This window comes from Citrobacter sp. CFNIH10 (assembly GCF_002934585.1).
In the GTDB taxonomy this organism is placed as follows: domain Bacteria; phylum Pseudomonadota; class Gammaproteobacteria; order Enterobacterales; family Enterobacteriaceae; genus Citrobacter_A; species Citrobacter_A amalonaticus.
Genome location: NZ_CP026213.1, coordinates 92,881 through 119,437, shown reverse-complemented (window position 1 = coordinate 119,437; position 26,557 = coordinate 92,881). Strand labels below are relative to the sequence as shown.

At 47.6% G+C, this 26,557-nt stretch carries 31 protein-coding genes; 27 read left to right on the top strand and 4 right to left on the bottom strand.

The features are described 5' to 3' along the window. Positions 1-57: 57 nt before the first annotated feature. The 11 genes from C2U53_RS02425 to C2U53_RS02375 all read left to right on the top strand — a co-directional run bounded on the left by C2U53_RS02425 (position 58) and on the right by C2U53_RS02375 (position 10,384). Complete coding sequence (locus tag C2U53_RS02425) at positions 58-258, top strand: hypothetical protein (protein ID WP_007372322.1); 201 nt, start codon at positions 58-60, stop codon at positions 256-258. 126 nt (positions 259-384) lie between these two features. After that, a complete protein-coding gene (locus C2U53_RS02420) occupies positions 385-750 on the top strand; it encodes a hypothetical protein (protein WP_008786579.1) in 366 nt (121 codons plus the stop codon). Positions 751-839: 89 nt separating this feature from the next. Continuing rightward, positions 840-3,275 (top strand): phosphoadenosine phosphosulfate reductase family protein, encoded by a 2,436-nt coding sequence (locus C2U53_RS02415; RefSeq protein WP_007372324.1) that lies wholly within the window; start codon positions 840-842, stop codon positions 3,273-3,275. Between the two features lie 23 nt (positions 3,276-3,298). Next, positions 3,299-3,673, top strand: a complete 375-nt coding sequence (locus C2U53_RS02410) for a hypothetical protein (RefSeq protein WP_008786576.1) — start codon at positions 3,299-3,301, stop codon at positions 3,671-3,673. Between the two features lie 10 nt (positions 3,674-3,683). After that, entirely contained in the window at positions 3,684-4,031 is a 348-nt protein-coding gene (locus C2U53_RS02405) for a hypothetical protein (protein WP_008786575.1), read from the top strand. 250 nt (positions 4,032-4,281) lie between these two features. Beyond that, entirely contained in the window at positions 4,282-4,632 is a 351-nt protein-coding gene (locus C2U53_RS02400; RefSeq protein ID WP_007372327.1) for a hypothetical protein, read from the top strand. Positions 4,633-4,664: 32 nt separating this feature from the next. Continuing rightward, positions 4,665-4,964, top strand: a complete 300-nt coding sequence (locus C2U53_RS02395; protein ID WP_016241553.1) for a hypothetical protein — start codon at positions 4,665-4,667, stop codon at positions 4,962-4,964. Next, on the top strand, positions 4,964-5,788 hold the full coding sequence (locus tag C2U53_RS02390) for a hypothetical protein (RefSeq protein ID WP_007372328.1): 825 nt from the start codon (positions 4,964-4,966) through the stop codon (positions 5,786-5,788). Before C2U53_RS02395 ends, C2U53_RS02390 begins: the two co-directional genes overlap by 1 nt. Positions 5,789-5,849: 61 nt before the next feature. Further along, a complete protein-coding gene (locus tag C2U53_RS02385) occupies positions 5,850-6,509 on the top strand; it encodes a hypothetical protein (protein WP_008786574.1) in 660 nt (219 codons plus the stop codon). 48 nt (positions 6,510-6,557) lie between these two features. Beyond that, the gene (locus C2U53_RS02380) at positions 6,558-6,803 is read left to right on the top strand and encodes a hypothetical protein (RefSeq protein ID WP_007372330.1); all 246 of its coding nucleotides are present in this window, start codon (positions 6,558-6,560) and stop codon (positions 6,801-6,803) included. A 203-nt stretch (positions 6,804-7,006) separates the two neighbouring features. Continuing rightward, complete coding sequence (locus tag C2U53_RS02375; RefSeq protein WP_007372331.1) at positions 7,007-10,384, top strand: hypothetical protein; 3,378 nt, start codon at positions 7,007-7,009, stop codon at positions 10,382-10,384. A 221-nt stretch (positions 10,385-10,605) separates the two neighbouring features. Here C2U53_RS02375 and C2U53_RS02365 read toward each other — a convergent pair whose 3' ends face one another. Then, on the bottom strand, positions 10,606-10,929 hold the full coding sequence (locus C2U53_RS02365) for a hypothetical protein (protein ID WP_007372332.1): 324 nt from the start codon (positions 10,927-10,929) through the stop codon (positions 10,606-10,608). A 91-nt stretch (positions 10,930-11,020) separates the two neighbouring features. After that, positions 11,021-11,212: a hypothetical protein gene (locus C2U53_RS02360; protein WP_007372333.1), complete on the bottom strand. Its 192-nt coding sequence runs from the start codon at positions 11,210-11,212 to the stop codon at positions 11,021-11,023. Between the two features lie 143 nt (positions 11,213-11,355). Between C2U53_RS02360 and C2U53_RS02355 the strand changes: the two genes are divergently transcribed. The 5 genes from C2U53_RS02355 (at position 11,356) to C2U53_RS02335 (ending at position 14,346) form a co-directional block, all read left to right on the top strand. Continuing rightward, positions 11,356-11,880 carry a hypothetical protein gene (locus C2U53_RS02355; RefSeq protein WP_016241551.1) on the top strand — a complete coding sequence of 175 codons (525 nt, stop codon included), beginning with the start codon at positions 11,356-11,358 and terminating at the stop codon, positions 11,878-11,880. Between the two features lie 71 nt (positions 11,881-11,951). After that, positions 11,952-12,497: a hypothetical protein gene (locus C2U53_RS02350; RefSeq protein ID WP_007372335.1), complete on the top strand. Its 546-nt coding sequence runs from the start codon at positions 11,952-11,954 to the stop codon at positions 12,495-12,497. A gap of 136 nt (positions 12,498-12,633) precedes the next feature. Beyond that, complete coding sequence (locus tag C2U53_RS02345; RefSeq protein ID WP_007372336.1) at positions 12,634-12,936, top strand: hypothetical protein; 303 nt, start codon at positions 12,634-12,636, stop codon at positions 12,934-12,936. Positions 12,937-13,047: 111 nt separating this feature from the next. Then, positions 13,048-13,473, top strand: a complete 426-nt coding sequence (locus tag C2U53_RS02340) for a hypothetical protein (RefSeq protein WP_016241550.1) — start codon at positions 13,048-13,050, stop codon at positions 13,471-13,473. A 153-nt stretch (positions 13,474-13,626) separates the two neighbouring features. Then, the gene (locus C2U53_RS02335) at positions 13,627-14,346 is read left to right on the top strand and encodes an HNH endonuclease signature motif containing protein (protein ID WP_007372337.1); all 720 of its coding nucleotides are present in this window, start codon (positions 13,627-13,629) and stop codon (positions 14,344-14,346) included. A 1,528-nt stretch (positions 14,347-15,874) separates the two neighbouring features. Here the strand turns inward: C2U53_RS02335 and C2U53_RS02325 are convergent. Then, complete coding sequence (locus tag C2U53_RS02325) at positions 15,875-16,993, bottom strand: RepB family plasmid replication initiator protein (RefSeq protein ID WP_016241547.1); 1,119 nt, start codon at positions 16,991-16,993, stop codon at positions 15,875-15,877. Positions 16,994-17,918: 925 nt separating this feature from the next. On the opposite strand from C2U53_RS02325, the gene C2U53_RS02320 reads away from it, so the two are divergent. The 9 genes from C2U53_RS02320 to C2U53_RS02280 all read left to right on the top strand — a co-directional run bounded on the left by C2U53_RS02320 (position 17,919) and on the right by C2U53_RS02280 (position 25,107). Next, positions 17,919-18,167, top strand: a complete 249-nt coding sequence (locus C2U53_RS02320; protein ID WP_016241546.1) for a hypothetical protein — start codon at positions 17,919-17,921, stop codon at positions 18,165-18,167. 572 nt (positions 18,168-18,739) lie between these two features. Continuing rightward, positions 18,740-19,606, top strand: a complete 867-nt coding sequence (locus C2U53_RS02315) for a RepB family plasmid replication initiator protein (RefSeq protein WP_008786567.1) — start codon at positions 18,740-18,742, stop codon at positions 19,604-19,606. 410 nt (positions 19,607-20,016) lie between these two features. Next, on the top strand, positions 20,017-20,502 hold the full coding sequence (locus C2U53_RS02310) for a hypothetical protein (RefSeq protein ID WP_007372340.1): 486 nt from the start codon (positions 20,017-20,019) through the stop codon (positions 20,500-20,502). 87 nt (positions 20,503-20,589) lie between these two features. Beyond that, the gene (locus C2U53_RS02305) at positions 20,590-20,907 is read left to right on the top strand and encodes a hypothetical protein (RefSeq protein ID WP_009651680.1); all 318 of its coding nucleotides are present in this window, start codon (positions 20,590-20,592) and stop codon (positions 20,905-20,907) included. A gap of 21 nt (positions 20,908-20,928) precedes the next feature. Continuing rightward, complete coding sequence (locus tag C2U53_RS02300; protein ID WP_016241545.1) at positions 20,929-21,327, top strand: hypothetical protein; 399 nt, start codon at positions 20,929-20,931, stop codon at positions 21,325-21,327. 126 nt (positions 21,328-21,453) lie between these two features. Then, positions 21,454-22,626: an IS21 family transposase gene (gene istA, locus C2U53_RS02295; protein ID WP_048213832.1), complete on the top strand. Its 1,173-nt coding sequence runs from the start codon at positions 21,454-21,456 to the stop codon at positions 22,624-22,626. Beyond that, a complete protein-coding gene (gene istB / locus C2U53_RS02290) occupies positions 22,626-23,423 on the top strand; it encodes an IS21-like element helper ATPase IstB (RefSeq protein ID WP_048213831.1) in 798 nt (265 codons plus the stop codon). The genes istA and istB overlap by 1 nt, the downstream gene beginning before the upstream one ends. Before the next feature lie 205 nt (positions 23,424-23,628). Continuing rightward, the gene (locus C2U53_RS30220) at positions 23,629-24,003 is read left to right on the top strand and encodes a hypothetical protein (RefSeq protein ID WP_223226822.1); all 375 of its coding nucleotides are present in this window, start codon (positions 23,629-23,631) and stop codon (positions 24,001-24,003) included. Positions 24,004-24,243: 240 nt separating this feature from the next. Next, positions 24,244-25,107 (top strand): hypothetical protein, encoded by an 864-nt coding sequence (locus tag C2U53_RS02280; RefSeq protein ID WP_016241543.1) that lies wholly within the window; start codon positions 24,244-24,246, stop codon positions 25,105-25,107. A gap of 35 nt (positions 25,108-25,142) precedes the next feature. Here the strand turns inward: C2U53_RS02280 and C2U53_RS02275 are convergent, their stop codons facing one another. After that, the gene (locus C2U53_RS02275) at positions 25,143-25,466 is read right to left on the bottom strand and encodes a hypothetical protein (protein WP_007372343.1); all 324 of its coding nucleotides are present in this window, start codon (positions 25,464-25,466) and stop codon (positions 25,143-25,145) included. Positions 25,467-25,748: 282 nt separating this feature from the next. Between C2U53_RS02275 and C2U53_RS02270 the strand changes: the two genes are divergently transcribed. Together C2U53_RS02270 and C2U53_RS02265 are read left to right on the top strand one after the other, a co-directional pair. After that, entirely contained in the window at positions 25,749-25,967 is a 219-nt protein-coding gene (locus tag C2U53_RS02270) for a hypothetical protein (protein WP_007372345.1), read from the top strand. Between the two features lie 260 nt (positions 25,968-26,227). Further along, positions 26,228-26,464 (top strand): hypothetical protein, encoded by a 237-nt coding sequence (locus C2U53_RS02265; protein WP_071602877.1) that lies wholly within the window; start codon positions 26,228-26,230, stop codon positions 26,462-26,464. The last annotated feature ends 93 nt before the right edge of the window (positions 26,465-26,557 follow it).

Sequence of the window (26,557 nt, the reverse complement as noted above, 5' to 3'; positions counted from 1 at the left end):
CTGATTGGCCCGATAGATAATGGTTCTACGGACAGCAATCTTTTATATAGGTGTAAAATGAAAACGATACTCTCAGCTTTATTATTCGTTGTTTCATGGAATGCACTGGCACAGGATGAGGGAAATAGTGGTGATAAAAAGCAACAGGCAACGGCAACTATTCAAATTTCGATTACAATTTTACCCGAACCGGTAAAACCAAAGATCACCAAAGAACAGGTGAGTGATACGCTAACCGTCATTTCTTATGAATGGTAGCATCCAGACAACCAACGGTTAAGCCTGCTCCAGCAAAGAAAAGTATCTTTCTGAACATCACTTCGTCACCCGAATGCCTCGTGATTTAATAAGTAAACAAACCGGACAATATTCACGAGGTGTTTTATGACAAATGAAACTCAGAACAACGCATCCGCACCTGAAGAGTTAATCACGCGTATATCGCAGGTCATTAAACGCAAGGATGGATCTGAAGTGAAAATTACTGCTCAGGCTGCGTTCGGTGCAGGGTTAACTCGCTCTATCGATGTATATGTTCTTCGTCGGGATAATGCTGATTCAAACTGGCAAGGTTGCAGTAATCGACCAAAAGCAGGATGGCGGAATATGTCTGTAGATGAATATATCCGTGAAGGGCGCTCTGAAATGCTTAAGGCAGTTACGCCGGGAGAAATTCTAAAGCTCACAAATGCCATTGGCAAACCAATGAGTTGTCTTGATCAATTATTTCCATCCCCGATTACTAAATAAATCATTAAATAATACCGCTGGCCTTATTCGTCAGCTGGTACGCCCGTGTTTAAATAAATATACAAAACGAATAAATAAACAGGTGAACCATGCAACAGGTAATCGACTTTGGCACATCAGAACCGACCCTTGCCCCAATCCTTACCGGGGATAAATGGGATACGGTTTGGCAAACACTGGCTAATGACGAAGACCTGAATTATGTCGATGCCAGCACTGGCACGAGCATGGCCAATCTTATCACCACCGGCACAAACGCCATTTATAAAGCGCTTACTGACGGCTGGACTATGAGCCTGGCGTATTCATCAGGAAAGGACTCTGAGTGCGTTCTGCACCTCTTCCTGATGGCGCTGGTAAGGGCTACCCGCAATGGCACAAACATCAGCCAGCATCACTATGTGATCCACACCGACACGGGCATCGAGAATCCAGCCGTCCGCTGGCTGGCAGACACAAAACTCGCCGAACTTGAGGCATTCGTTGAAAAGCACCAGTTACCGCTGAGCATTGTAATTGGTAAGCCTGGACTGACATCTGGGTGGACTGGCCGCATCCTTTCAGGGCGAGGATTGCCAACATTTTCAAATAGTTCCGCCAGACAGTGCTCGATCGACTTGAAGGTCGATCCTGCACGTCGGGCCCGTGCCGAGTACATGCGAGGACTGCCTAAAGCCGTTCGTCAGCGCGTTTGTCTGCTGCTGGGTTCCCGTGATGCAGAGAGCACAACCCGTGCCATGAACATCGAAAAAAAAGGCGGGAGCGCTGAAGACGTTAAACAGACAAAAGAGGGCGGTGAGCTCTATCCGATCCGTCACTGGCATCAGGGGAACGTATGGGAATTCCTGCTATCGTCCGGGGATGAGGCTCGTTTTGCGTTACCCAGTTACCTGCCTAACAATAATGAAACTGCTGAGCTCTACAAAGAGGCTACGGGCGAATGTGTCTGGACGGGTTCTGAAAAAGCAAAAAGCGCCTGTGGTTCACGATTTGGCTGTTACCTTTGCCAGGCTGTAGGGCTCGACCGCTCTATGGAAAACCTGCTGAATGCCGACCCGGAGAAATATGGCTATATGGCTATCCTGAACCGGCTTCAGCGTTTCATTGCCAAACGCCGTTATGCCTGGGAAGACCGCCATCCAGTGGGCCGCACGGTATACGAAGGTGGGTATATTAAGATCCAGCCAGATGTATACTCGCCGAAATTCCTGGAACGTCTGTTACACATCTGCTGTAGCGCCGACTACGTAGAGCAGCAACGCGCCGATGACGTTGCCGAGAAACTCGCTTACGGCTTGCTGGAAGACAATGCGCATAACCGTCGCATGTCCCGGCCTCAGTTCCGCATCGTCAGCGAAGAAGCCGTTGTGCATGTCGATTTCATGTGGGCTTTCCATCATTTCAATGACAAGCCTTTTAGGGCACTGGAGATCTACCACCGCGTCTGGGCCCACGGCGAGCTGGATCTGTTGACTGATGAACCGACGATGCCTGTAGTCCCTCAGTCCCCAATCCCTAAAGCAGTCTGGCTGAAGGTGGGGAAATTTGGCGATGACTCACTATTTGATGGGCTGGCTGATCCTGTTGCGGAAATGACCTATTTCGACGGCGGAGATGACGAACGCGCCGCACGTGTCATCAAGACAAGAGACGGCCACCGTCGTGTTGTCAGTTTCAGCGAAGATAACGAAGTTACCGTAGATGAAGAGTCTGCAAGCTTTGTGTTATGGGTGGAATACCCACGCCTTAAATCTGCTATTGAGAGCGGGGCGTACACCGCTGGGAGCGCGGCGCAGTTCTACCTGCGTTTCGGCACGGTATCTCTGTGCAAAGGTAAGTCAGCCTTGTATCACAAAATGATGCAGCGTGGTCAAACCTACCATCGACTCGGCCTGACCGGATTCCAGTCGATGGAAGGGATCACAGCTCGAAAAGACCTTCGCATCCTCTCGACCGAGAAATACCAGCATGTTCTGAAAAGAACGCTGGAGGCCCGGATCATTCGTTTTAAATGGTGGGCTAACCTCGCTTTCACCATCCAGTACCACATGACCCGCATGACAGAATTTGGGTTCTGGCTGCATCGCGTCTTACGCCAGGAAAGCCATAACGAGCTTATGGACGAGAAAACGCTGTGCAAAAACAGCCTGGAAACTGTCCTGATCAACCAGACCAATGCCTGGTGTCTTGTGATGAGTGACGTGGGCAACAAACCTGATACATCAAATGCGCTGCGCCGCTACTGGAGACAGGAGCGGGCCCGAGCTTTCGCGCACTGTGCTTCAGTACCGGAAGTCCTTAAATCGCTGGTGGCTCGTGAGATGTTCAATATTTATCGACGTGCGCTTTATGAACTCAATAGCCATAAAGAGTTGAGCCTTGGCCTGATACACATACAGGAACTGGCAACTCAGAACGCGGACGCGTTACGGATCCATATCAAAATAATGATGCGGTTAATCAGGCTGTGGCAATTGTCAGGTTTAACAAGCATTGGTCAGAGTGAATTTTGTGAGGCGGCTTAACTGCCTGGAATAAAGGGAAAATAATGAAAATCATGCTTTCACTAGGCTCTGTTGCTATTACGACAGTAGCATCTATGTTGTTGCTGTGCAGCCAGGCTAATGGCAGCAACGGGAACAGGCCTTTACGGATCAACGAACCTGTTCAGATTACTATCGAACAAGTGATGTATCGCATTGCAAATGGTAACCAGAATATCGGCATGAAAATGCGTGAAAACCCAGTGCTGTTTTCGGGTCATGCCGGAATCAGTGTAGAGCTAAGTGATTTTCCGCCCGGGTCAAAATCCGCGCCCGTACCCGGAACTACCGTAATGCTGCGTACCGCTTTGTCTGGTCAGACAGAGGCCTGTTATCAGCAGCACTGCTACTCAGCCGAAGTGACCACGTACAACGAATAGAGGTCTTGCTATGGCAGACAGAACTGATGGAATGAAAGGAAGAGCACTGATTAGGCAGTTGTCCGGTATGCCACCCGGCGTTAACCCATTAAACGTTCCTCAGCCGCTTAAGCGAACCGTGTGCCTGGCAAAAGGCATAGTGGATACATGGGATAGTTTTCCATCCGAAAACAACCTTGCAATCGCCCTGGAAAACGCCGCTGCAATATCACGGCTGGCGATAAGCCTCCTGCAAGAACGGGAAGTACTGTACCGGCAGCTGGCATCTCTTGGAGTAGAACCAGAGAAAATGAAACAATCCGTCGAAGCCATCCCGATGGAAACGCTTTTAAAAAGCCTTCCAATGAGGAAAAAGTAACTTTCTAGCGTTTTTTGTTTCCGCTGTAAGAAGACACCTTTTTTGGTGCTCAATAGCAGTATTTTTTTAACAGATAAACTAAACGAATTCAATATTTCTTAAATTCAAGCACATTTTGTCTTCTTTTAAATTTCGTCGTAGGTTTAATGCAGTTAATAATGTTACTCACGGATTAATTTTTAAAAAATACAGAGCCTAATCAGGCTATACGGGTTTTGTAATTGCTATCATTAAAGTCACGAGGAAAACCATGAGTGCATACGTCGAGCAGGTATTTAATGATGTTGAAAAAATGCGTGGCAAAGTTCTGGCCGACCGATTCCGCATGGTATTCAAAAAAATCCAGCTTGTGAAGAACGACGACTCAGACGAGGCCTACAACCTGAAGCAACAGGAAAACCTAGCCGCTGTCACTGAACTTCAGAATGCTGGTGGTTTCATTGATTGGGACATCAAGGTCACTAAGTATAGCAACACATCCACTCAGGTTGAGTTGCGGCATAAGGTAGATGGTGTGCTGGTATGGCGCGATTTTACCTTCGTAAGCGATTTTGTATTCGAACTCGCTAAAAACGTTGTCTATTCAAAAGAGACGGTCTGAATTCAATTATTGCATTAATAACCGGTGGAAAAATGGAGCAACTGACACCTGCAAAACTCGACTCGATGATTACTGAGACTACAACTGAACTGCTATATGCGCAGAGGGCACTTATCAGCCCAAGCCGAGCTGATGCGATGGAAAAGAAAGCGTCTCAATTACTCAGCATATTATTGGAGTTAAAGGAACTAAGAAATAAAAGCCCACAAAAAATCATACTGCCACCCCCTGCATGTTGCTTTGCAGATCATAGTTATCCTGCATATTCCAGAGACCAAGTTATTGCAATACTTGATTCTCTTGGACATAAAATTATTGAAAAGGAAAATTAATGCGCCAGACAAAAATCGTAAATATATTCTATGCCAGTGCTGAAGAGCTTCAGCTAGGCATTAACGAGATAGATACTGAGATTACGACCGCTTTGCAGAACGGCAATATGGAAGCCGTCAAAAAAGCAACGTTACTTAAAAACACCATGATTAGTCTGCTGGACAACAAACAGAAGGGCGAGCTGGTTCAAGAAACGTGTACGTCAGGCGAAAAGGCTGATTCATCGGTAGAAATAACGGACGCAATGGCCTACGCGTTCCACGCGGCATCTGGTGAGGGTGCAATTGGTTCCGATGATGTTGAAGAGATAAAGCGTGGTCTGCGGGTAGTTATCAATGAGTGTGGCCTCACAAATCACCTCGTAAAGATCCCTGCTGGTTTACACGATGCAACAGCTCAGCTTGTAGTTAACTTCGCCTCTGAGATGGCGGGTAAGCTTTACCGGGCCCAGGAGAAGTATGGTCGTGGGGCTGAATGGGCAAAATCTGACTGGAAGGATGAATGCCTCAAAGAGCTCCACCGACACCTTTCAAAAGGTGATCCACGTGATGTAGCAGCCTACTGCATGTTTTCGTGGCATCACGGTTGGCTGACCCACAGCGAACAACCTGCTATAGCGGGGCTCAGCGAAAGAGTTCTGTTCGATAGCTTTATGAAAGATGATTACTCACCTGATTCAAGTGGTTCAGTATCAGAGGAAGAAGAAAGGGTCTTTCTTGAGGTGCTCTTTCACATATGGCAAGGCCGGGCCGCAGTTCAGAATGGATTAACTCAACAGGAAATGGATATCGTAATGAAGTACCGGGAACAAAATCAGAAATAACATTACTGCGTTCTGACAACCAGTAAATTAACTCGATGCGGTATTTCAGAAAGGAAAAATTATGATCGTTCTCAAATACCCTCCTTACCCATCGCCCTTCTGGTTCCGGGGGGAAAAAGATAAAACGGGTGTGGTTACCGAGGTTGGAACAGTTTATGTGGAAGCAACAAAGGATAACCTGCTGCTGGTGGAGGGCACACTCCCTCCGGTAGGTGCGACTTTGTTTCTTACACCTGACCGGTTCGATATTAAAGCTGAAACTGAGATTGATAGCCGGGCCCGACGAGAGGAACAGGCCAGACAACGTCTGACACGGCAAGAAGAAGAACGACAGCAAAAGGCCGCTCTCGATATGAAGCTGATGCAACAGGCGCAAGAGCGAAACGCTCGTTTGTATCTTCCGGTACGATGGACAAGCGGATTCAAATCGGTGATTTCCGGGCTGACGGAAAACAGTAGCGGTAACGGTATAAACCGGCGAACTGTGATTCACGTGCTTTTACTTGAGGACATACGTGATGGGCGCCTGGTCAGAAATGAAGGGGATTTTCTTTGCACCGCCGCAGGTGGAAGTAACGGCAAGCTTTGGGTTAACCCAGCCACCCATAGTGATGGTGAGTACGGGCCTTACGTATGTGAAATAACGTGTAAGCAGTGTATTAAGGCTGCTCTACGTTGGCAGGATAAAAATAAGGCCGTCCCACCGGAATGTGTTCCGTAGGTATCAGGCGAACCGATCACCACGCTATAGAGAGAGGGGACAGTGAACATGCAAGTTGCTAAAAACAAGTACGCCGTTCTGGACAGTGCGATCATGAAAATACTCGGCAAAGAGCCGGTTCCATTTTCACTGATTATGCTTCCAGACGTAGCTGGTGAGTGTTCCCGACTCGCTGATGAGGAGAGGAATAAGCCGATGCCATTCCGCATTCTTGACCGGCGGTTACAGGCGCTAAGAAAGGCTGGCAAAATTCAGTTCGTGACCGGAAAAGGCTGGGTAAACCCTCTTTCCTGACCACCCGCAATTCGTACTGCATCTTCCTTTTCGTAAAAGGCAACTCTTCGTTGCCTTTCATCCCCCAGAGCTATTCGTCACCTGCCCCCCCAACGATAAAATCAAAGTATCACAAACAATATGTCCCCCATTTAAGCCATTAGAAACACCATGTCCTAGTACAATAGCGGCAACATGGCTAAAGCCGGGGGAAGGAGATCATAATGACGGGTATCGTGCGCATTGAACAACCGGTAGAGCGAATTGAACGTTTCCATTCTCTTCAAGGCGGTCAGTACTGGCGGGCAAATGAAGCCATTGCTGAAGAGAACATTGCCGCTTCCGAAGTACTGCTGATTGAATCGCTGCGTTGGGTCGACAACAAACTGCATACGGTCATTCTGCGCACCCACCCATCAAAACATGGCCAACACATTCGGTTTGAATATACCGATGAATCTGGCCGCACTTGTGGCACTACCCGTAGCTTCACTCAGCACCGCTTTTTGTTTGATGACTTCGTTAACAAATTCACCTTTGCTGCTGACTCGAAAGAAGTCCGCGAAAGTGAAGTGCAGGCCTGCCAGCAGTTGGCTCAGAAGCTGACCGTTGAACTTTCCGAGGCGATGACAAACCCTGAACGCATGAAAGAGATCATTGCGGAACGCCTTGAAAAAGAGCAGACAGAAAAAAGCGAGAACAAACTCAATACTCTACCCGCGACGATTGACCAGTACACAAACCTCGCCACCGGCCCGTTAGAAAATGCGCTGACATCCGGTGTCAATGAGGAAAGCATTAAGGGAATGATGGAAGCGGCTCGGCATGGACATAAACTGGCCGTCATACAATCTGAATGGCTACAAGGTAAGAATAACGAAATTACCAGGGCCGTTCAGGCCGTCGTACCCTATTACCAGGAAATGGCTGCGGCGCAGCTGGCCGCATTCGAAGAGAGCAGGGAGAACGTTGAATCGCTGATGAAAGGGATTGCGTCTCTGGATCTTTTCATCGGCAAAGATGTTGTCGTCAACACGATAATCAAAGGCAATTCAGCCCCGAGCGACATTCCTCTGACATTTGTCCAGAAAAAGCTACTGATGGATGAGGAGCTCGCTGTCTATCTGGATCTGGGAGACTGGTTCGATTTCACCAAAGCAGATTTATTCGACCAGGCACTGCAAAAACACCCGGGCCTAATCGAGCAGATTTTCCCGACCCAACGTTGCGTACTGGTTATGGCCGTCACCAGACGGCACGTCAATTATCAGGATCCGTGGGAGGCTGCGGCCAAAGACTTTCAAAACAGATGTGTCTTCCTGCTGGTACGAGACGGCGAAAATATTTACCAGGTATGCAGCCCGGTTGAATCTCATCTGGGCGCTCATACGCTGTTCCCTGAACGTGACGAGCAGGACGCGCTTTTTCGCGGTTTTGACGGTTCTCGCATCACCTTCCGCGATGTAGCTTACACTGACCGGCTGCGGGCGCATGAAAAGATGGCGCTGCACTATAAACGTTTCCTGATCCTTTGCTGCGGGCTCGACCAGCGTGAGCGCCTGTTTGGCGAATTCTATGATCGCAGTAGTAACATTAATTTCATCTCGATGGACTTCCAGGAGAAATATTGCCGCTTTATTCATGACGCAGATGGAACCGGTCTGTTGAGTGACCCGGAGGCCGATACCAGACCATCGCTGGAGTCCTACATTAAGCAGGCGAACCAGCACCTGCGTTCTGGTTCACGCGTCTTTTGTGAGTGGAGACAGGTCGTTAATCCGGTTACCGCACCCGGGGCAGCTAAGGATGATTCAGGTAACGGCTACCGGGGACATTCATTCACGGTTGATTTCGTTAAAAGCCGTAGTACCAGCGTGGCATACCAGAAGAATGAAGAGATCTACGTTGATGTGCCAGTCGTTCAGCACACCTACAGCCGTAATGCGAAGTCAGACAAACGAGAATTCAATGCCAAGGTATGCCTCTCAAAATTCAGAACCTCTGATAGCCTTGGCTATCTTTGCCTGGACACGGTGAAATCCGCCGATCTCGAATATTACATTCACAACCGGCGTATCCGGGCTAACCATCTTTATTACATCCGGCTCTTCAAAGAACTTGCGGCACTGCTGAAGCTGGAAGAAACGCATGAAGAACAATACCGAAGCAAAATGCTGGCGGCTTTAAACGCCGGGAACATCGGTGACGAAAATGACCGGGTTGCGGCTGTAGATAAAACGATTCAGACGTGGCGCTGCGCAAACCGAGGTGCATCCCTCCAAAGTGGTCTGGAAGATGAGAAGCAATGGAAAGCGCTCCTTGCCATGATGGATTTAATTGCATGGCGAGGTCATGCAAGCATCCCGCAAATTGAATGCTACTGTGAGCAACTTGGAAACTCTCCTCTACGGCTTGTGGTAATGCCAAACGGCAAACTGGGCCTGTATGTAGCCCCACGAGCTGAAGAACGAAACGATGCAGCTGAGAAACACAAATGGGCTATACGTGTGGTATTGAGTCTGACGCGTACCGGTGTGAAAGAGGTATCTCGCTCATGGGCTCTGGTTAACGAACTGAGCGTATCTGAATGCACCCTCAAAGAATGGCCGCTGGTGGATGAGTGGAAAGGGTTAAAGTCTGTATTTGAAAGCTACGACCGGAAACTTAAAGCTCTGGCAGACATTGAACTGGGCCGTGAGACTCTCAAGCGTCTGAATCCCAGCAACCAGGAAGGTCTGAGCGAGCTGGCAGAATTGTGGATTAATGCTTTTGAAGAAATGAACTTCTACCGACCGACTGGCGGGATCGTTCAAAAGCCAGTAATGATGATCCCGATTGGTCTTATTGTCGACCGTGAGGAGTGGTCATACTTATATCTTGGTACACGCGGCTCTGCGGTCGAGTATATCTATCAGAATCTGAATGATAAGGCACTCAAGGCCCGGGTAGCCCACCGTCTGATTTCAAATTACGAGGTCAAAGAGGGTAAGCTCGATAATCTTGCCAATAAGAAAACAAGTCTGGGTCTCTTTTGCACAAAACAGCGCCCGGACATGGCCCCTTTTAGCGCAGACCGAAACATAGAGACATATGGGCCTGATTTCGGCGTTAACCATGCTGTGCTTACGCATATGGTATCGTTTAAATCGCAGATAGCGCTGATTCAGCAAGAGGCAGATCGCGGCTTACACCGTCGCTTCACGATAGCCAGCAACCTGGTCAGTTCAGCCGGGGAGTTGCTTATCGATCAACTGCTCGGCGATGCGGCGCGAGATGCAGATGAGCCGGTAGATATTCTTGAGGTGGTTATTAACCCAGCGCCAACCGGTGAACCAGGGGCGAAGCTGAAGAAGAATGGTGAGACATTCTGGCATAAGCACTGGTGTGATTTGTGTAAGCCAGGAACCGAAGAAAGCCTGGCACTCTCCCACATTCACGCGCCGGATCACGTCATTACGCGGACTTCGTTCAGTTCCAAGGAGGATGCCATCCTCTTCGTACTCAAGACGATGCCGCAGGCCAGAAAATACGAAAAGGATTTCTTCCGCGACAATGATTTCGATGTACCTGATGGGATTATTGAACGGTGGATAGACCGTTAATCATATGCAGTATGAATAAAAAAAAGCCCGCTTTAGTCGTTGCAAGCGGGCTTTTTATTTCTTCGCGTTACAGCTGTGGCATCAATTACAAAACGGAACGGCTTGGTGCCGGGGCGAAGAACGGAGAAAGGGATAGGCACGAGGTGGTGATAATGTTGCTATTCATATGGGGTATGAATAAGAAACAGCCCACTTGCGAGTACTAAGTGGGCCATTGAGGGTCAGGCATAAGACTCAGACAGAGCAGTAGCGGCTTCAAGCGCCGGTTCAAGCGACAGGCTGTTATCGCTGATAACATTCCATCCCTCATTGCCGTAAACAAAATGGACGTAACCTGCACGTTCAGTTTCTTCAGGGCGATAAGCATAGAAGTAGTCTTCATCAGTAGAGAACATGGCTTCAACAATACGTTCTACGTTCGTAGAGCGCTTCAGCACAATCTCTTCTGAGTCGAATACCGAGATGCTATATCCTGCTTCAATCAACCCGGTTGCTGCTGCCCGGGCAATTTCCTGCTCAATACGTTGCCGCTGATCTACGTTCATGCCTGCTGCTCCTCGATGGGAAGTGAAGTCGAACACACGAGAAAGCATGAACTATAGTTCACATTTAATCAATAAAAAAGGGAACTATACTTCACTTATTCTTGGTTTTTTTTAATACTGGTAGTCCTGCAAGCGCATCGTTCCAATGCTGCTCGCGTTCCTCATTACCTGAAATATTACTTATCCATCTTTCGGACTTGCCCCAGCGCTGTGCCAGCGCCTGCCGCGTCCAGCCTTTGCGTTTCATCTCTGCTTTAAATTCATCGCTGGTGGGTTTGTACATAGGTTAATCCACGTGAACTATAATTCACCTGATAGTACGGTAAGGCTGGTTAAGTAACAACGGGATATCGACGGTCATCTTCCGTTCCCGCACACGGGCCAGTGCTCCTGGCTATACTGAGTCAAAAATGCGGAGGACACATTATGTTTGAACGTATAAGCAGGTTTTTCGCTGGCGCAACAAAACAGGAGAGGGCGGAACCGTCAGTCTCTATACCTGAACCTGTTACTCTTGAGGGTGATAACGCGCCATCAGCTATCGAACATGACAGAAAAATAGTCCATGACAGCAGGGTATTTATACATAGGTCTTTAGGCTTTATACTTATGGTATATTCTCCCGAATTATTCAGAAAAGCCATTAATCATGACATATGTCTTGGCTATATATATGGTTATATCATAGCGGCAATAGGTGACGACGAAGAGTTATGTAAAGCATCGGAAAATCGTCGATGGGATGTTGTCGCTGCCTATTATCGAAGTTTATTGGATTATTCAGCTGAAGCTTACTATGAGAAAACTGTAAACGCGATGGATAATTACCACTTCAAACAAGCAAGAAATGTAAGCGTAATGGATTATCACAAAAACAAAATCAATCCTGATGGCGATAATCATCATTTGCGTTTTCTAATGACCGAAATAATTGAAGATAGGGTTGAATAAATACACGTTTCGTCACATGAACGACCTATGGTTTACTGAATATAACGACAACGAACCATAGGCCAGAAAAAATGACACTTCAAAAAGCCAACGAAAAACGTATTGAAAACTTCCTAGCCAAACAAATTCGTCATAACGGTAAGATTTTATCAATGCGTGAATTTATGGATTCACTCATTGCTGACGGCTATAGCCCACGTGCAAAAGCGGAACAGAAAGTAGGACACCCCAGCAGCCGTCAAACCTTTCGCTGGAACAACGAGCAGCAAAGGGAGCACCAGATTAAGCGAGCTCTGGGGGGTACTGTTCTGAAATATTCAATGGTGTCATCTGACGGCTCATTTTATGACATTGAAAAAATTGCCTATGATTACGTCATTGAAAAAATGGGCGGGGTTAACGTTAAGCCGGAAACGATGTGTTTTGCGATTTTCAACAGCCCTTCATCATTGCGGGGCGGGAAGAGAGAGCGCTGTGTAGCTGTCTATAGCCGCACTGTGGCAACAGAGGAACAACGGGTCAGGAGCATGTTATCTACTGACTTCACGCATTATGATCTGGTCTGGTTCGGTGAAGCCACTTCCCAGAAGGAAGCGCTGGAACTAGCCGAGGGATAATATCAATTAGCCACCAAGGAAATAACCGGGGTGGCTTTTTTGTTTTAAACGATTAAAAATAAGCCAAATCACTTCGTCACAAGCATGTGGGTGGTAATATAGACATATAGGCAATCACATTCAACTGGAGGCTAATATGTCAGATTTAATTGCAGCAAGATATGATGAAGTATCAGCTTCCGAGTTTGAAGATGATATGGTTGTCATTGTCATTACCGATGAACAGAGTGAAGATATTGAGGTTATTTCAGACCTTGATGATCTTTTCGTTAATACTGAGGTTGTGGTTATTGATGGTGACGCTTTAGAAGTCGACTATGATAACGCTGGATATTTTTCATCAGAGAATAGCTATGAAGTTTCAGTAGACGATATGTTATTCGACAATACCGTTGGTGAGCAACTTATGGATTGTGGTTTTTTCGGCACTCAAAGCTAATAGATACTCGTTATTTATTATCGCGTCCCAATCGTCATGCAGGTGTGGTTATTTATTTACTGAAAAGCCATGTTTTAAATAACAGGCAACGATAATCTAACAGGAGCGGCTATGAAACTCGAAAACATTAACAAAGAGCAGCAGCTCTATGTTCTTAAATGTGGCTCTATTCTATCAAGCTACGGATTTGATCTCCTGCATACAAAAGCAACCGCCGTAGCTGACTGGATGGACGTTGAAGCACCAGTAGCTGCACTGGGTACAGAAGAACATTTTGAACAATGTGCAGAACTCATGCGGCGCGGGCAGGTATATGCTAACGCTTCCCGGAAATGCTGCCCCGGTAATCTTTCCCCCCAACTAATTGGGCTTGAAGGTTGTCGTGTTAGAGTCACTACCGATGACGGTGAGGAACGCTGTTTCTGGGTTGCAAAAACGACCGGATGGATGCCGGGTCACCTCGAAGTTCCACGCTCGAATACGGCTTATGGCCACCCTGCACAAGCGCATTACAAGTCAGTTCAGACTATTCGATAAGTCACCGGTGCTCCGATTTCGACATGATGCATACCAACCAGACTCACTACTGTTGTCATCGACAAGAATGACAACAGTAGTGAGTATCTATGGCTTATCCTCGGAAAACAGCCCATTATTCATGCCTCCCTCTTCCGGTATGGCATAGCTCACATGGCTTCAGATAAAAATCAAACCGATAAACTCGCCCGCGATATTAAAGACAAGGTTCTCGCCAGGCCTGCTGGCTCATCAGGAGAACCAGTGGAGTACCGGAGTGTCCATGAATTTATGACACTAACCCGCACGGGAACCCCTGCTGATGCCCGCCAGTTCCGGCTGGCTGTTAAAGCTAAGGGAATAGCTATCTGGCCTGATGATGACCCACGCGTAGGGCAGCAATTTGCACGTGACGGCATTCGCTGGGAAGTTCGTCTGAAGACCTTCCGGCCTGAGAGTCAGGATTCATTTGACGATGACCTGGATGAGAAAGTCTCACCAAAACGCTTTGGATATCGCCGGTACGGTGCGATGTCCCGTCCTGATCAGAAGAAATTCAGCGACAGGGTATACTTCAACTGCATGGAGCGGTGTGTCGTCACCGGTGTGAAGACAAAATGCAGGGGAGAAGCAGCACATCTGATTGAGCATCATAAAGCGGGCTCTGACCACTGGAGTAATGGCCTGTGGCTTCGGGCAGACATACATCGGTTATACGACAACGGCCTGTGTGTGATTAATCCCAGCACCCTGACAATCCATTTCCACCCCACTATCCTGGCTAAGGATGACGATCTCATCGCGTATGAAGCTCGGCCAATATTACCGACAAGAAAACCTGTAAACCCTGCCTGGTTAAAATCCCGGTGGGATGAACTTACCTGGCCGAAGTAAGCATCGTGTCTGACAACGGTAGTGAGGCCTAATCATTACCGTTGTCGTAGCAAACGGGCTTCAATGCTTGGCTCATTATCGTTGTCACCAGTCTGGTCAGCTCATAACTATTGCCATCGGCACTGAGATGCCGTCCTGCGCATCGAACTCACATCCATTGTCACTCGATTTTTGAATCTGCCGGGAGTGTAACCAGTGACAATGGTAATGATCACCTTCACATAATTAACGAACCGTTACTACTGGTAAGAGGGTGCATGGTCGACAACGGTAATGACAATTAAGGAAAGTACCTTTCTGTAATGACAACGGTAGTGACTTAATGGTTAACCCTTGTCTGGTTACCGGCAATCAAGTACAGGAACTATGACAATGGTAGTGAGTCATTACCATTGTTATGGCTCATCATACTATCCCTATATACAGCAAGTAGACGGCGTTGCTCACTACCATCGTCATTGGTTGCATGGGTAGCAGAATGTTAGATGACAACAGTAGTGATTCTGGTGCTTCACCATCCGCCTGGTGACAACGGTAATGAGTGATCGAGATCACTATCGTTGTCGCAGCGTTCGGTATGGCTACAACCGGCAAGTTGTGCCTCGACAATGGTTGTGATCCCGCACTCACTTGATTCGTCATCGCCGGAACGACCCCACTGAAATGTACTTGGAAACGATGACAATGGTAGAGACTTGAAAAAATCACATCCATTGTCATTGACCAATCAGGTTAGCTACGACAGCGGTTGGACTCATTTCCATTGTCACCGACAGGCCATGTATTCATACAACGACAACGGCAGGGAGTGACGCGGTCACTACCACGGTCATTCATCCCGCCCCTCAAGTACGAGCAGACAGTACGGCGAGTGAATCCTTACCATAGCTACCTGAAAGGCCTGATTAACCTGGAATGCATATGACAACGGTAATGACCAACAGAACTCATTTCCGTTGTCATTGTGCTGGTGGAGCAGTAAGAACTTGGTCTGAATCATGAATGACAACGGTAGTGAGTATTCTTAGTCAATACAGTGGTCATTCAAATGCGCCGGGAGCAAATGACAGCGGTAGTGAGTCAAATCACTCATTACCGTTGTCATTGTGTCATGGGAATCAGCGATAAATCCGTACTGACGATGCCGACAATGGTAGTGAGCGGTATGAGGTCTTCTCCGAGAAGCTGCTCTGGAGAGTTGTCGATGATGACAACAGCAGTGAGCTGCCAAGACTCATTGCCGATGTCATGGTGTCATGGGTATCAGCGATTTGTCTGTACCGGCGATTCCGACAATGGTAGTGAGCGGTGTAAGACCTTCCCTGAGAAGCTGGTCTGGAGAGATGTCGATGATGACAACAGTAGTGAGCTATCTAGTCTCATTACCATTGTCATGAGTGGTCACCCCGCAATGACAACAGTAGTGACCGCGTCACTCAATACCGTTGTCATTAAGCTAAACAGGATTCTCTGACGATGTGCAGGGAGGGAGGGTTCCAGGCCGTCATCTGACAGCCCGGAGGGAATGCTAGCTGGCGGGATTGTTCTTTTTCTGGCTTCTAAGGCTGCGAATGTAGTGAAGTTCTTCAGCTGTTAAGTCATGGATGGTTAACGTTTCATCCCCATCAATGGGCTCATCTGGTGGGCACAATTCACCTTCCAGTGGCTCACCATTATTTTTACCCGACGTGCCATTGTTCTCCTCATCAGCATCACCCTCGCCATCACCATCAGGTGGTGGTTGGATATTGTTCAGATTCAAATCAGGATCGCGTTTGTGGATCTGGAAATAAACCTTCCCATCTTTTTTTACTTCGGTGTACTGAAGGTAACCAATGGATGCCAGCTCCTCCAATGCCTTACGTACTGTGGCGTTCTGGCTGTTGGCACGGGTCTTAAGATTTAATCGGTTCTTAAGTCTCGTTAAGGAGATCGGGATTGGATTTGGTGGAAGTGACTCAATGAACGTGTAAAGCGCCTGTGCGCTCTCTTTTTTCGCCAGTTCCTTGATAGCCTTCAGCTGCATCAAAACCTTGTGGTCGTACTGATACAACTCGAATATCTTAGGGTCTATCTGTAGCTCTACCTGATCAGAGTCCGGGTCAAGCAAGGCAGACTGCACCAGGTGCGTCGTATACACCTTTGACGAGTGGGTGCTGGTGAAGGACAACATCACGGATGCCAGCCTGCGTAACGACGCGTCGATACGCTTACGGGATGCGGTAGAGGAACGATAATTTTCAGGGTTACAGAGCTTCAGAAACTCAGTAAATTTGAGGCTGATCTTATCGTTATCAATCGGATGGTTAGCTAGCGTTCGGATGATTCCCATCCACGTTTTGAAGTCAACAGACATATCGAGGCGCTGACCCACGATCGAGATATTGGTGAAACCCTCGCTCTCCATCAAAGAAAGTGTCTGTAGTTCTTTCGTGGCATCAAAGCCAACAGTTTTGTATTCACGACTCTGACGGCCAACGCTTTTTGGTGATGGCACAAACAACCCAAGGCGCATGAGCGCGATAGACTGAACCGTCCTGCTGCTATTAGGACGTAAAATAATTTCTTTACCTGTCTCTCTCTCTGTTACAGAGAAAGCCCTGGTAACCATCTGGCCTTGCTGCTCAGAATCTTTCTCATTGGTCATAGTGGTTTATCGACTGTATTAATCAACAGATTATTGAATACTATCGCCCAAAGCCCTCAGTGTCACTTAAGGGATCTCTGCGACGATCTCAGATTGTGCATAAGTCCAGGCTAAAAAAACGCCACGACTAAATATAAAACTCTGAAATTCACATAAAAACAAATACATACGTAGTTTATCAACAAAGGAGCAATTCCGGTGAAAAAGATCCTTTAAAAAATCACTACCATTGTCGCCGCAATCACTACCGTTGTCAAAAAACTCACTACTACCGTTAAAAAACTCACTACCAATGTCAAAATAATCACTACCGTTGTCACCGATTGGCTTCCAGGCCTTGTGCCGTCTGGCTTCCGAGCTGCGGGGATCTCTTGTGATCTATGGGAACTCGTAAGGTACTAATTATTGGAACTACCTTGTGGAAAATGGGGATAAATTCTCTCTTCGAGTTAAATCAACATCGAATAGCTAAATTGTCGAAAATATGTACGGGCATGAAAGGAAAATGCGTATAGAAAACAGTGGATAAGATTTTAATAATTTTGTTTCATCATACAGGTGATAGATGGTATCTATATGAATTATAATAGAAATATACTCAAAACTCTTTAAGAGTTATACCTTCAGATCACACAATAAAACTCACTACCATTGTCACAAATACTCACTACTAACGTCGAAATAGTCACTACCAATGTCATTTTAATCATTACCAATGTCAAAAAAGTCATTACCATTGTCATAAAATGCCCTTGAGCCCAGTAACCATGCGGCTTGCAGCGTACAGGGATCTCTTTTGTACTCCGTTGCACCTTTGGGATCTCTTTATTGGAACTGTCCTGTGGAAAAGTATCTTTTTTGCCTTCGTCAGCTACTGACTCGGTGCTTTACTGATTGTGTAAACAAAACGATAAGAGGCACTCACATGTACGCAACTGCAAAAGAAATTATCGCAAAGCTGCAAAAAATGAACCCTGACGAAAAGGTGCTAGTCCGTGTCTGGTACAAGTCTGATGTTCAGGAGTTAGCAATAGACCGAAACATGCCGCAGGTTTCAGCTAGCGAAGCTGAGTCGACCTTAGCGTTGATAGACCGAACTCACGATGGTGATATCGGTATCAACTGGGATGTTGTTCAGAGTGGTATTGAGACAGTTCGTAGTGGCCAAATTTAAGCAACCGAGTAACAAGGACGTGACTCAACTAATCCACATATCCACCGGGTAGATCAACAGATCGATCCAGATTAAGACCAAATAGAACCAAAAAGATCCCCGCTCCCGCAAACCCGCAGCTGGTAAGCTCTGAAGACCTGCCCCGGTGGGGTTGAGAGGGAAAAAAGTGAGCTCTGAAGGGCTGTCGGTGGGGTTAGCCTGGTAGCTGGTGGTGTTCAAAGGGAATAACGGTGGGATTGGAAGGGGAAAGGAACTTAATTATCAACATCTGCTGTGCTAATGAAAACATCAAATAAAAACATAATCATACGTAACAAATCTCAAAAATAGGTGATCGGTATTCATTTTTTGTCCACACTGGCAGCAGATCAAAAATTTGATGTCAACGACATTTATCCGATTCATCTCTGAAATAACGTATTGATTTAGTACAAATAAAAACCAATACCCGATAAATGGGGACTAAATGACCCCTATTTCTCATGATCAATAAAAATCACCGTGATACATTCGCCCGGACTGGGCATTCCAAGATACCCGGAAAATAACAATAAAACTGGGGGATCCACACGATGAACTCGAATGAAGTTCTTCTTTTCAAGGACGCTATTCCCGACTTCAATCAGCCGTCGACTGGAAAGCTGACGGTGACAAAAAATTCATCAGTACAACCTGTATCACTGCTCCGCCTGGGCGTTTTTACTCCCAGTTGCCGAACAGAGGCAACGGTCACGCTAAACGTGACGGAAGCGCTATCCAGTCTGGAAATTGCAAAACAGGAAGGGTACACGGACATAAAGATCACCGGCCCGATGCTGAATTATTTCCAGGACTTCCGGTGCTGGACAGCAATCGTCCATTCCTTCAGCGTATCGCCTGATGCGCTGAAAGGTAACCGGATTAAAATGCCCTTTAGTGAATTTGCCAAACTCTGCGGCTACCCATCAAAACGCTACAGCACGAAACTGCGCAATGAGATAGCCGATTCGTTGACGAAGATTCGCTCAAAAAGCATTCGGTTTGAGAAGAACCCGGGGATCACCAAGTTCAAAGTAGCCGGGTTGCTGAAAGAGGCGGAATTTGATGGTGAAAGTGATTACATCATCCTGGAAGCCGACGAACGACTCTGGGATTTGTACCGTTCAGATCATCTTACTCTGTTGCGGAAGAAACCCCTGGAGCTACTTACCAGGAATGAAACGGCTCAGGCGCTCTATACATTTTTTGAAGCGCTACCTCAACATCCAGCCCCGATCACCTTTGACAGACTTCGACAGCGTTTACTGCTCAATGGGCGCATTGCCGAACAGAACCGGAAAATGCGAACTGCTCTCGATGTGCTTGCCAGCATCGGTTACCTGAAATTTTACTACCTGGTGGACACCAGCGTACCCACCATTCAGATCACGGATCGGAATCCCAAACTAACAGGTTCCTGATGTTTGAAACGTCTTTTTGCCCGGTTCCGGGAATGTGCTGTCTCATTCCCACCGGTCAAAAACACTAAGTTGACGTTTCCCTCTCAAACCCACCCGTGATTTTGTAGTCGCTAAAGGATAAATAGTCCCATTTACATCTGAAAAGCTGATGGGGCGCGTCAGGCCTCTATTGAATACAACTTGTATTACCATGAAAAATAAAGAAAATAACACTCCTCTTTATAATTACTGCTGTTCGCCTAATCCCAAAAAGATACTTTTTTAATCTGCACAGTTTTTATCGCCGGTGGGAACGAGAGGGAAGGGGAAAATATACCCGGTGGGATTGAGAGGGAAGGCCTGTAGAAAACAACCCGACAATCTTTTGTCGGCTGGAATGACCAGGGTAAATTAAGTTCTGGAGGATAGTTATGACTTCGACATTTGGTAAGCAGCTGAAGCTTTATGCAGACCGGCAAACGGGCGCAAAACGTACTGCTCTTGATTTTCAATATGTGGTTTCGCCTGGTAAGGATGCGTTTCCCACGGTGAACATCACTATGGCTCCGATTGCTGATGGCGCAAAAGAAGCCCAATGGGAGCTTAAGCGCGTCATCCAGCTGAATCGCTATGAATTAACTCAATGTTGCGCGGTATTGTTCGGGCTGGAAAAGGAGATGAGGGCAAACTTTCACGGAACCGATAAAAACAAAGGTTTTACGCTCATCAACAATGGTGCATCCGGCTGCGGGATAAACTTTTCTCATGGTGGGGATATGCTGACGCATATGTTGAACCATGCCCAAAGAATGGAAGTAGGGGCATTTATTCTGAAACGGCAGGCGGATGCGTGGGATATGAGTGTCAGTGACGTTCTTGCACTTTTGCGTCAGTCCGTGGCCATCAAACGGGCATAAGATCACGAAGCAGGTTCAAGAACAGGCTTACCGTACAACAATTTTCAAATCCAAACTGACCCTACTTAACTTCAACTGGAAGGCGCTATGACAGAACATCAGCAGAATAGAAATGTTTGTGAAGTCGGGTTAGCCTGTGAAGCCATGACGATTGATCCCAAAACCATTCAGTCAGCAGTAATGCGTAAAGAAGCCACGCAAGTTGTTATTCCTCACTTTAAGGGGGTTTGTCCTGCTTTTGTCGAATGGGCTGAACAATGCTTACCTGGCGATAAACTTCCTCGTGGGAAATTTTTTAGGTCACGAGAATGGATGCGTCAGTTCACCACTTGCCAGATAAACTACAAGACAGATCATCCAGATGAAGGAAAGTATGGATGGCTTTTTGAAGGAACCAAATATTGAAAAGTTAAGGAGATATGATTAATGCTAATTTATGCCGCAGATCTGATTTTACCCTTAAAAATTCTGCTGGTGGTATTTGTCGTGACTATCATAGGCGCTACCATCGGGTTGAAATTTGTACGCTCCGAAAACAAGATCGTTTGCATGTGGCTCGTGCCAATAGGCTGTCTTGGGGGAATTTTTGCATTGATGATGTTTCCATCAATTACCACAAATGATTTGTTGCTCGGCAAGAGATGGTCGGAAGATTGTCGCGTGGTCGAAAAATACGAACGCCACGCTTTTGAAGCACCGACGAACCGGCTGATTTGTTCGGGGGTTGATGAGCATGTTAATTCAGAAAGTTATGCGGTATTAACGAAAGCTTACCGGGAGCGGGGGGGAGAACTTATTTCGGGATCCCATAGTGTTGAAAACTAGCCTTCAAATCTAATGCTACGGAGTTTGTTAGCGCCAATGATATAAGACGGTAATTCACCATTTGAATTGTCCGCTCCACCCAACATGTTGTTTCCTTGAGGTTCTCACACCAGAAAGGACATCGACATGCTGAGCAGAGAGGACTTTTACATGATAAAACAAATGCGCAAGCAGGGTGCGTACATTATCGATATTGCAACTCAGGTGGGTTGCTCTGAACGCACCGTCAGACGGTATCTTAAATACCCTGAGCCACCGGCCAGAAAGACGCGCCACAAAATGGCCAAACTGAAGCCGTTTATGGATTATATCGATACACGTCTGGCCGAAAATGTCTGGAATGGCGAGGTCATCCTCGCAGAAATCAAAGCGATGGGTTACACCGGTGGTCGCTCCATGCTGCGCTATTACATCCAGCCCAAACGCAAAATGCGTCCGTCGAAGAAAACGGTCCGCTTCGAAACCCAGCCCGCTTACCAGTTGCAGCACGACTGGGGCGAAGTTGAGGTGGAGGTCGCCGGGCAGCGATGCAAAGTTAACTTCGCGGTTAATACGCTGGGGTTCTCCCGTCGCTTCCATGTCTTCGCCGCGCCAAAGCAGGATGCGGAACACACCTATGAGTCGCTGGTTCGCACCTTCCGCTACTTTGGTGGCAGTGTGAAAACCGTGCTGGTTGATAACCAGAAAGCGGCGGTGCTGAAAAATAACAACGGGAAAGTGGTGTTCAACTCCGGGTTCCTGTTGCTGGCCGACCACTATGACTTCCTGCCGCGTGCCTGTCGTCCGCGCAGGGCCAGAACCAAAGGTAAGGTGGAGCGGATGGTGAAATATCTCAAGGAGAACTTCTTCGTCCGCTATCGCAGGTTCGACAGCTTCGCTCATGTTAACCAGCAACTGGAGCAATGGATGGCTGATGTGGCTGACAAACGGGAGCTTCGCCAGTTCAGACAGACCCCGGAACAGCGCTTCGCGCTCGAGCAGGAACATCTGCAGCCGTTGCCTGATACGGACTTCGATACCAGCTACTTCGACATCCGCCATGTCTCCTGGGACAGCTATATCGAGGTTGGCGGCAATCGCTACAGCGTTCCCGAAACGCTGTGTGGCCAGCCGGTCTCGATACGCATATCGCTGGATGATGAGTTGCGGATCTACAGTAATGAGCAGCAGGTGGCATCACACCGGCTCTGTTCAGCATCATCTGGCTGGCAAACGGTGCCGGAACATCATGCCCCGCTCTGGCAGCAGGTCAGCATGGTGGAGCATCGTCCACTGAGTGCGTATGAGGAGCTGCTGTGATGCATGAACTTGAAGCGCTGCTGAGTCGCCTGAAAATGGAGCACCTGAGTTATCACGTGGAAAGTCTGCTGGAGCAGGCAGCTAAAAAAGAGCTGAACTATCGGGAGTTCCTGTACATGGCGCTGCAGCAGGAATGGAACGGCAGGCATCAGCGCGGTATGGAGTCCCGGCTGAAGCAGGCTCGTCTGCCGTGGGTCAAAACGCTGGAGCAGTTCGACTTCAGCTTCCAGCCAGGCATCGATCGTAAGGTCGTCAGGGAGCTGGCCGGTCTGGCGTTCGTGGAACGCAGTGAGAACGTGATCCTGCTGGGTCCTCCCGGAGTGGGGAAAACCCACCTGGCTGTAGCCCTCGGCGTGAAAGCGGCGGATGCAGGTCACAGGGTGTTGTTCATGCCACTCGACAGACTGGTAGCAACGCTGATGAAAGCGAAGCTGGAAAACCGGCTGGAGCGTCAGCTACAACAGCTGAGCTATGCGCGTGTGCTAATCCTGGACGAAATAGGCTACCTGCCGATGAACAGAGAGGAAGCCAGTCTGTTCTTCCGCCTGCTGAATCGCCGGTATGAAAAAGCGAGCATAATCCTGACATCAAACAAAGGCTTCGCAGACTGGGGAGAGATGTTCGGCGATAACGTGCTGGCAACGGCGATCCTGGATCGGCTGCTGCACCACTCAACCACAGTGAATATAAAAGGAGAAAGTTACCGGTTGAAGGAAAAACGCAAAGCCGGAGTGCTGGCTAAAAACGCAACGCCAATCAGTGATGATGAAATGGCGGAAAGCGGACAACAGAAGTGATCAAATAGCGGACATTAAAAATGGCGAAAAACGGCCATAAATCTTGGCGTTGACAAGTTTTCATGAATAATAATCACAATGTTTTTCCTTGCAATGAATTGGGTATGGGTGATTCCAAATCGGAATTGGAAAGACTCCTTGAATTATGTGAATCCACTCCGCAAACAGGCGAGCCTAACCCCCAGATAGCTAATATGCAAGCATTTTGGAATCGATAACTGGTGGCTCATCTCATATCACTGGCTTCAATTTTTGCTCTCATATTCTTAATGGCCGTAAATTTTCCACACTCAACGATGCAGAGATAAAACAGCTAACATCTCTTCGCAATGAGGGGCGAAAAGACGGTTTTGTGGTCAGAATTCAACCTGTTGATGTAACCCCTGAACTTCAGCTTGAAAGGTATCTTGCGTCAAGTTGGGAAAGCGAAATCGAGATTTATAAACGCGTACCGTCGATTGTCGTGATCTGTAAAATCTCAGGTCTGTCTGCATTGGCAGGCTCGGGGAACAAAATGTTTTTAAATATGGATTACTTAAGTTGCGGAACTGAAACTGATGATCAGGATTGCCAGGATTAAGTCACTGATTGGCGGTTGCAACGAGCTTTGGGTTTGTTAGACTGGCCTGACATACCTTCCCCCATCGCGGGGTGCGTTGTCGGAGTATCAAAATATTGTTTTCCCCTATGCGGGGTTTAATTAGTGAGTAGCGACTGCCCGGGTTAGCGCCTGACCCGTGTCAGACTTCTGAAGGATATTTTGATATTAACCGTCCAGCTGGACGGTTTTTTTTCGTCTGTTTTTAATTTGGATAGTGGTATGGGTAGAAAAAAACAATCAAACCGCAGTGTATCAGCGCCAGCTGTTGATGCTGAAAAAGAAATTATCGACCCGAGATGGAACATCTTTTTCTTTGCGGCAATTGACCGACCGTGGGTGCTTAACCCGCATCTTTTTTACGCTGAACAAGCGCAGGAACGTTTGCTGTCGCAGTTCAGTGATGTGGAGATCAGGAGTGAAGCGACAAAGAAAGGCGAGTCATTTATAGAGTCAGCTGGAGACTGGTTCAATCCTGATTACCACGACGAAAGTGACGTATACGAGAATATTGAACAGATTGAAGCTTGCCACTGGGTTGCGTTGCGGGAAATGAAGGTCACGGTCACGCTTTCCCTGACCGCTGGGATGTACCACCAGTTTGACAAGGCATTACGAGATCTGCTTATCCGGGAGGCCAGAAGCTGGCGGTGGCTCGACATGGTTGTGATATCAGATTTGATCTGGAACCTCAGTTTTCCGAGGCTTATGGATTTGATGGAATGGCTGGGTATTGAAGTACGAAACATGCCATGTTTCCCGTTAATCAGTGCATGTCATCAGGTTGTCAACGTTTATAAACATGGAGATGGTGATGCCCACCAGAAACTGGTTAATGCTCACCCGGAGTACTACTCAGTATGGCAATGCGAAGGTTATCCGCAAGAGAGACCAGCTCGCCACGAAGAACTTGAAGTTTCCGAGGAACAGTTTAGAGAATTTGCCGAGGCGATAACGGTGTTCTGGAAGAGTCTGCCGGAAGGACTATCTTATTCGGGGATGGGAAAAGAGCCTAAGTGGTTTGGCAAGGCTTATGAAAAAGTGAAGTGCGACAAAGAAAAACGCGAGCGTAAAGCGGAAGAATAGTGGGGCACTCTAGCCCCACCGAAACAAAAGGAGAGTCAGACAGCCGGTGACGGTTGCCAGCCTGATTGAGTCTGGATCCATTTGCCTACGGAAATCATGTCGTAACCACCGTTCCCGTAGGACGACTTCACTTCTTCTATTTCGACTGGAACCGCCAGCTCGATGGGGCGGAACCAGCCATCATCACCGACTGTATACCGGCCTTCATGTTCCTTGCTCATTTCGCAGACCCGGCTGGGTGGAAGCCAGAAACCTTCATTTGCTCTTTCGGATGCGATACGAATAGCTTCATCCACGGAAGCGACTTCCCGGATGTGTTCGTTATGCGCGTTTGACATTTTGATCAGAAATGACTTCATAGAACCATTTTCCTCAGCTTAGGCCGGTAACGTTAATCGTCGGGGCGGTCGGTAATATTCCGGCGATAGTGTCCTCATATTGTACTCTGGCATGATGCATAACAGAAATTTGAGAGCGCGGGATTGAGAGGCGAAGTAGTTTGATGATAATCGCTGCGGGTGTACTATCAGCCTGATTCCTGGACTGAAGCCGAACGTCCAGCCGTGGTAAAACTGGTGAACGATGTTAACCTGGCATCGAGATATCGAGACCGTAACCATCTGACTGAATAAGGAGCTTTTATGCCGAATGGGAGAGTGATTTTTAACAAAAGAGGCCGATGGGACTGGCTTGATAGCGGTTGTGATATAGATGAGGATGAATTAAAGCAGGAAGAGTGGTTTGTTGGCGATATGTATTATCCGCCAGACTTTGAATACGATACGTCAATGCATGATCACCAGATTACAGAGTGGTTGTCTAAACCTGAAGAGCTGGTGCGGTATGAGCGAGGGCGTTAACTCAATTTGCTTATCTGAACTGGCTACATGATCTTTCAGCGTGGCCATTTCGGTTCTTCACATTTCCCTGACTCCCTCCTGACAGAACCGACTATTTCATCCATGAACCGCAAGAGCGGTAACTAAATGCCATATCGTGTGGCAGAGTGGTTTGCTCCAGTACCCGTCAAAATAGTCCAACATACAAAAACAGGGTAGCCTGCCCCGGGCTTCACCCGGGCCAGGCTACCCGGAGTCGAACCGTTAACCCGGAGTCGTGGGTGAGTAACGTCGAGTGCCCGCCTGAATTCCGTGCGGCCACCAGCATTGGCTTCACCTTTTTCCGACCGACACTTTCGTGCTGGTTTGCGGCCGCATCTTCGCCGGGCCGGAACACCCTGCATTTTGTGCCGGTGGCCATCACCGGTATTAGGATAAAGGGAAGAATATCGGTGATGGATTCCGGGATAATCGCCGGGAAAACCCGGGCAGAATTCACGTACATCACCCTCTATTAGTCCAACATACAAATAAACTTCCCCTTTCTGCCCCAAGCGAAGCGCAGGGGCAGAAAGGGGAGCCGTACCTGAAACCTCCGTGTCGTTTTCAGG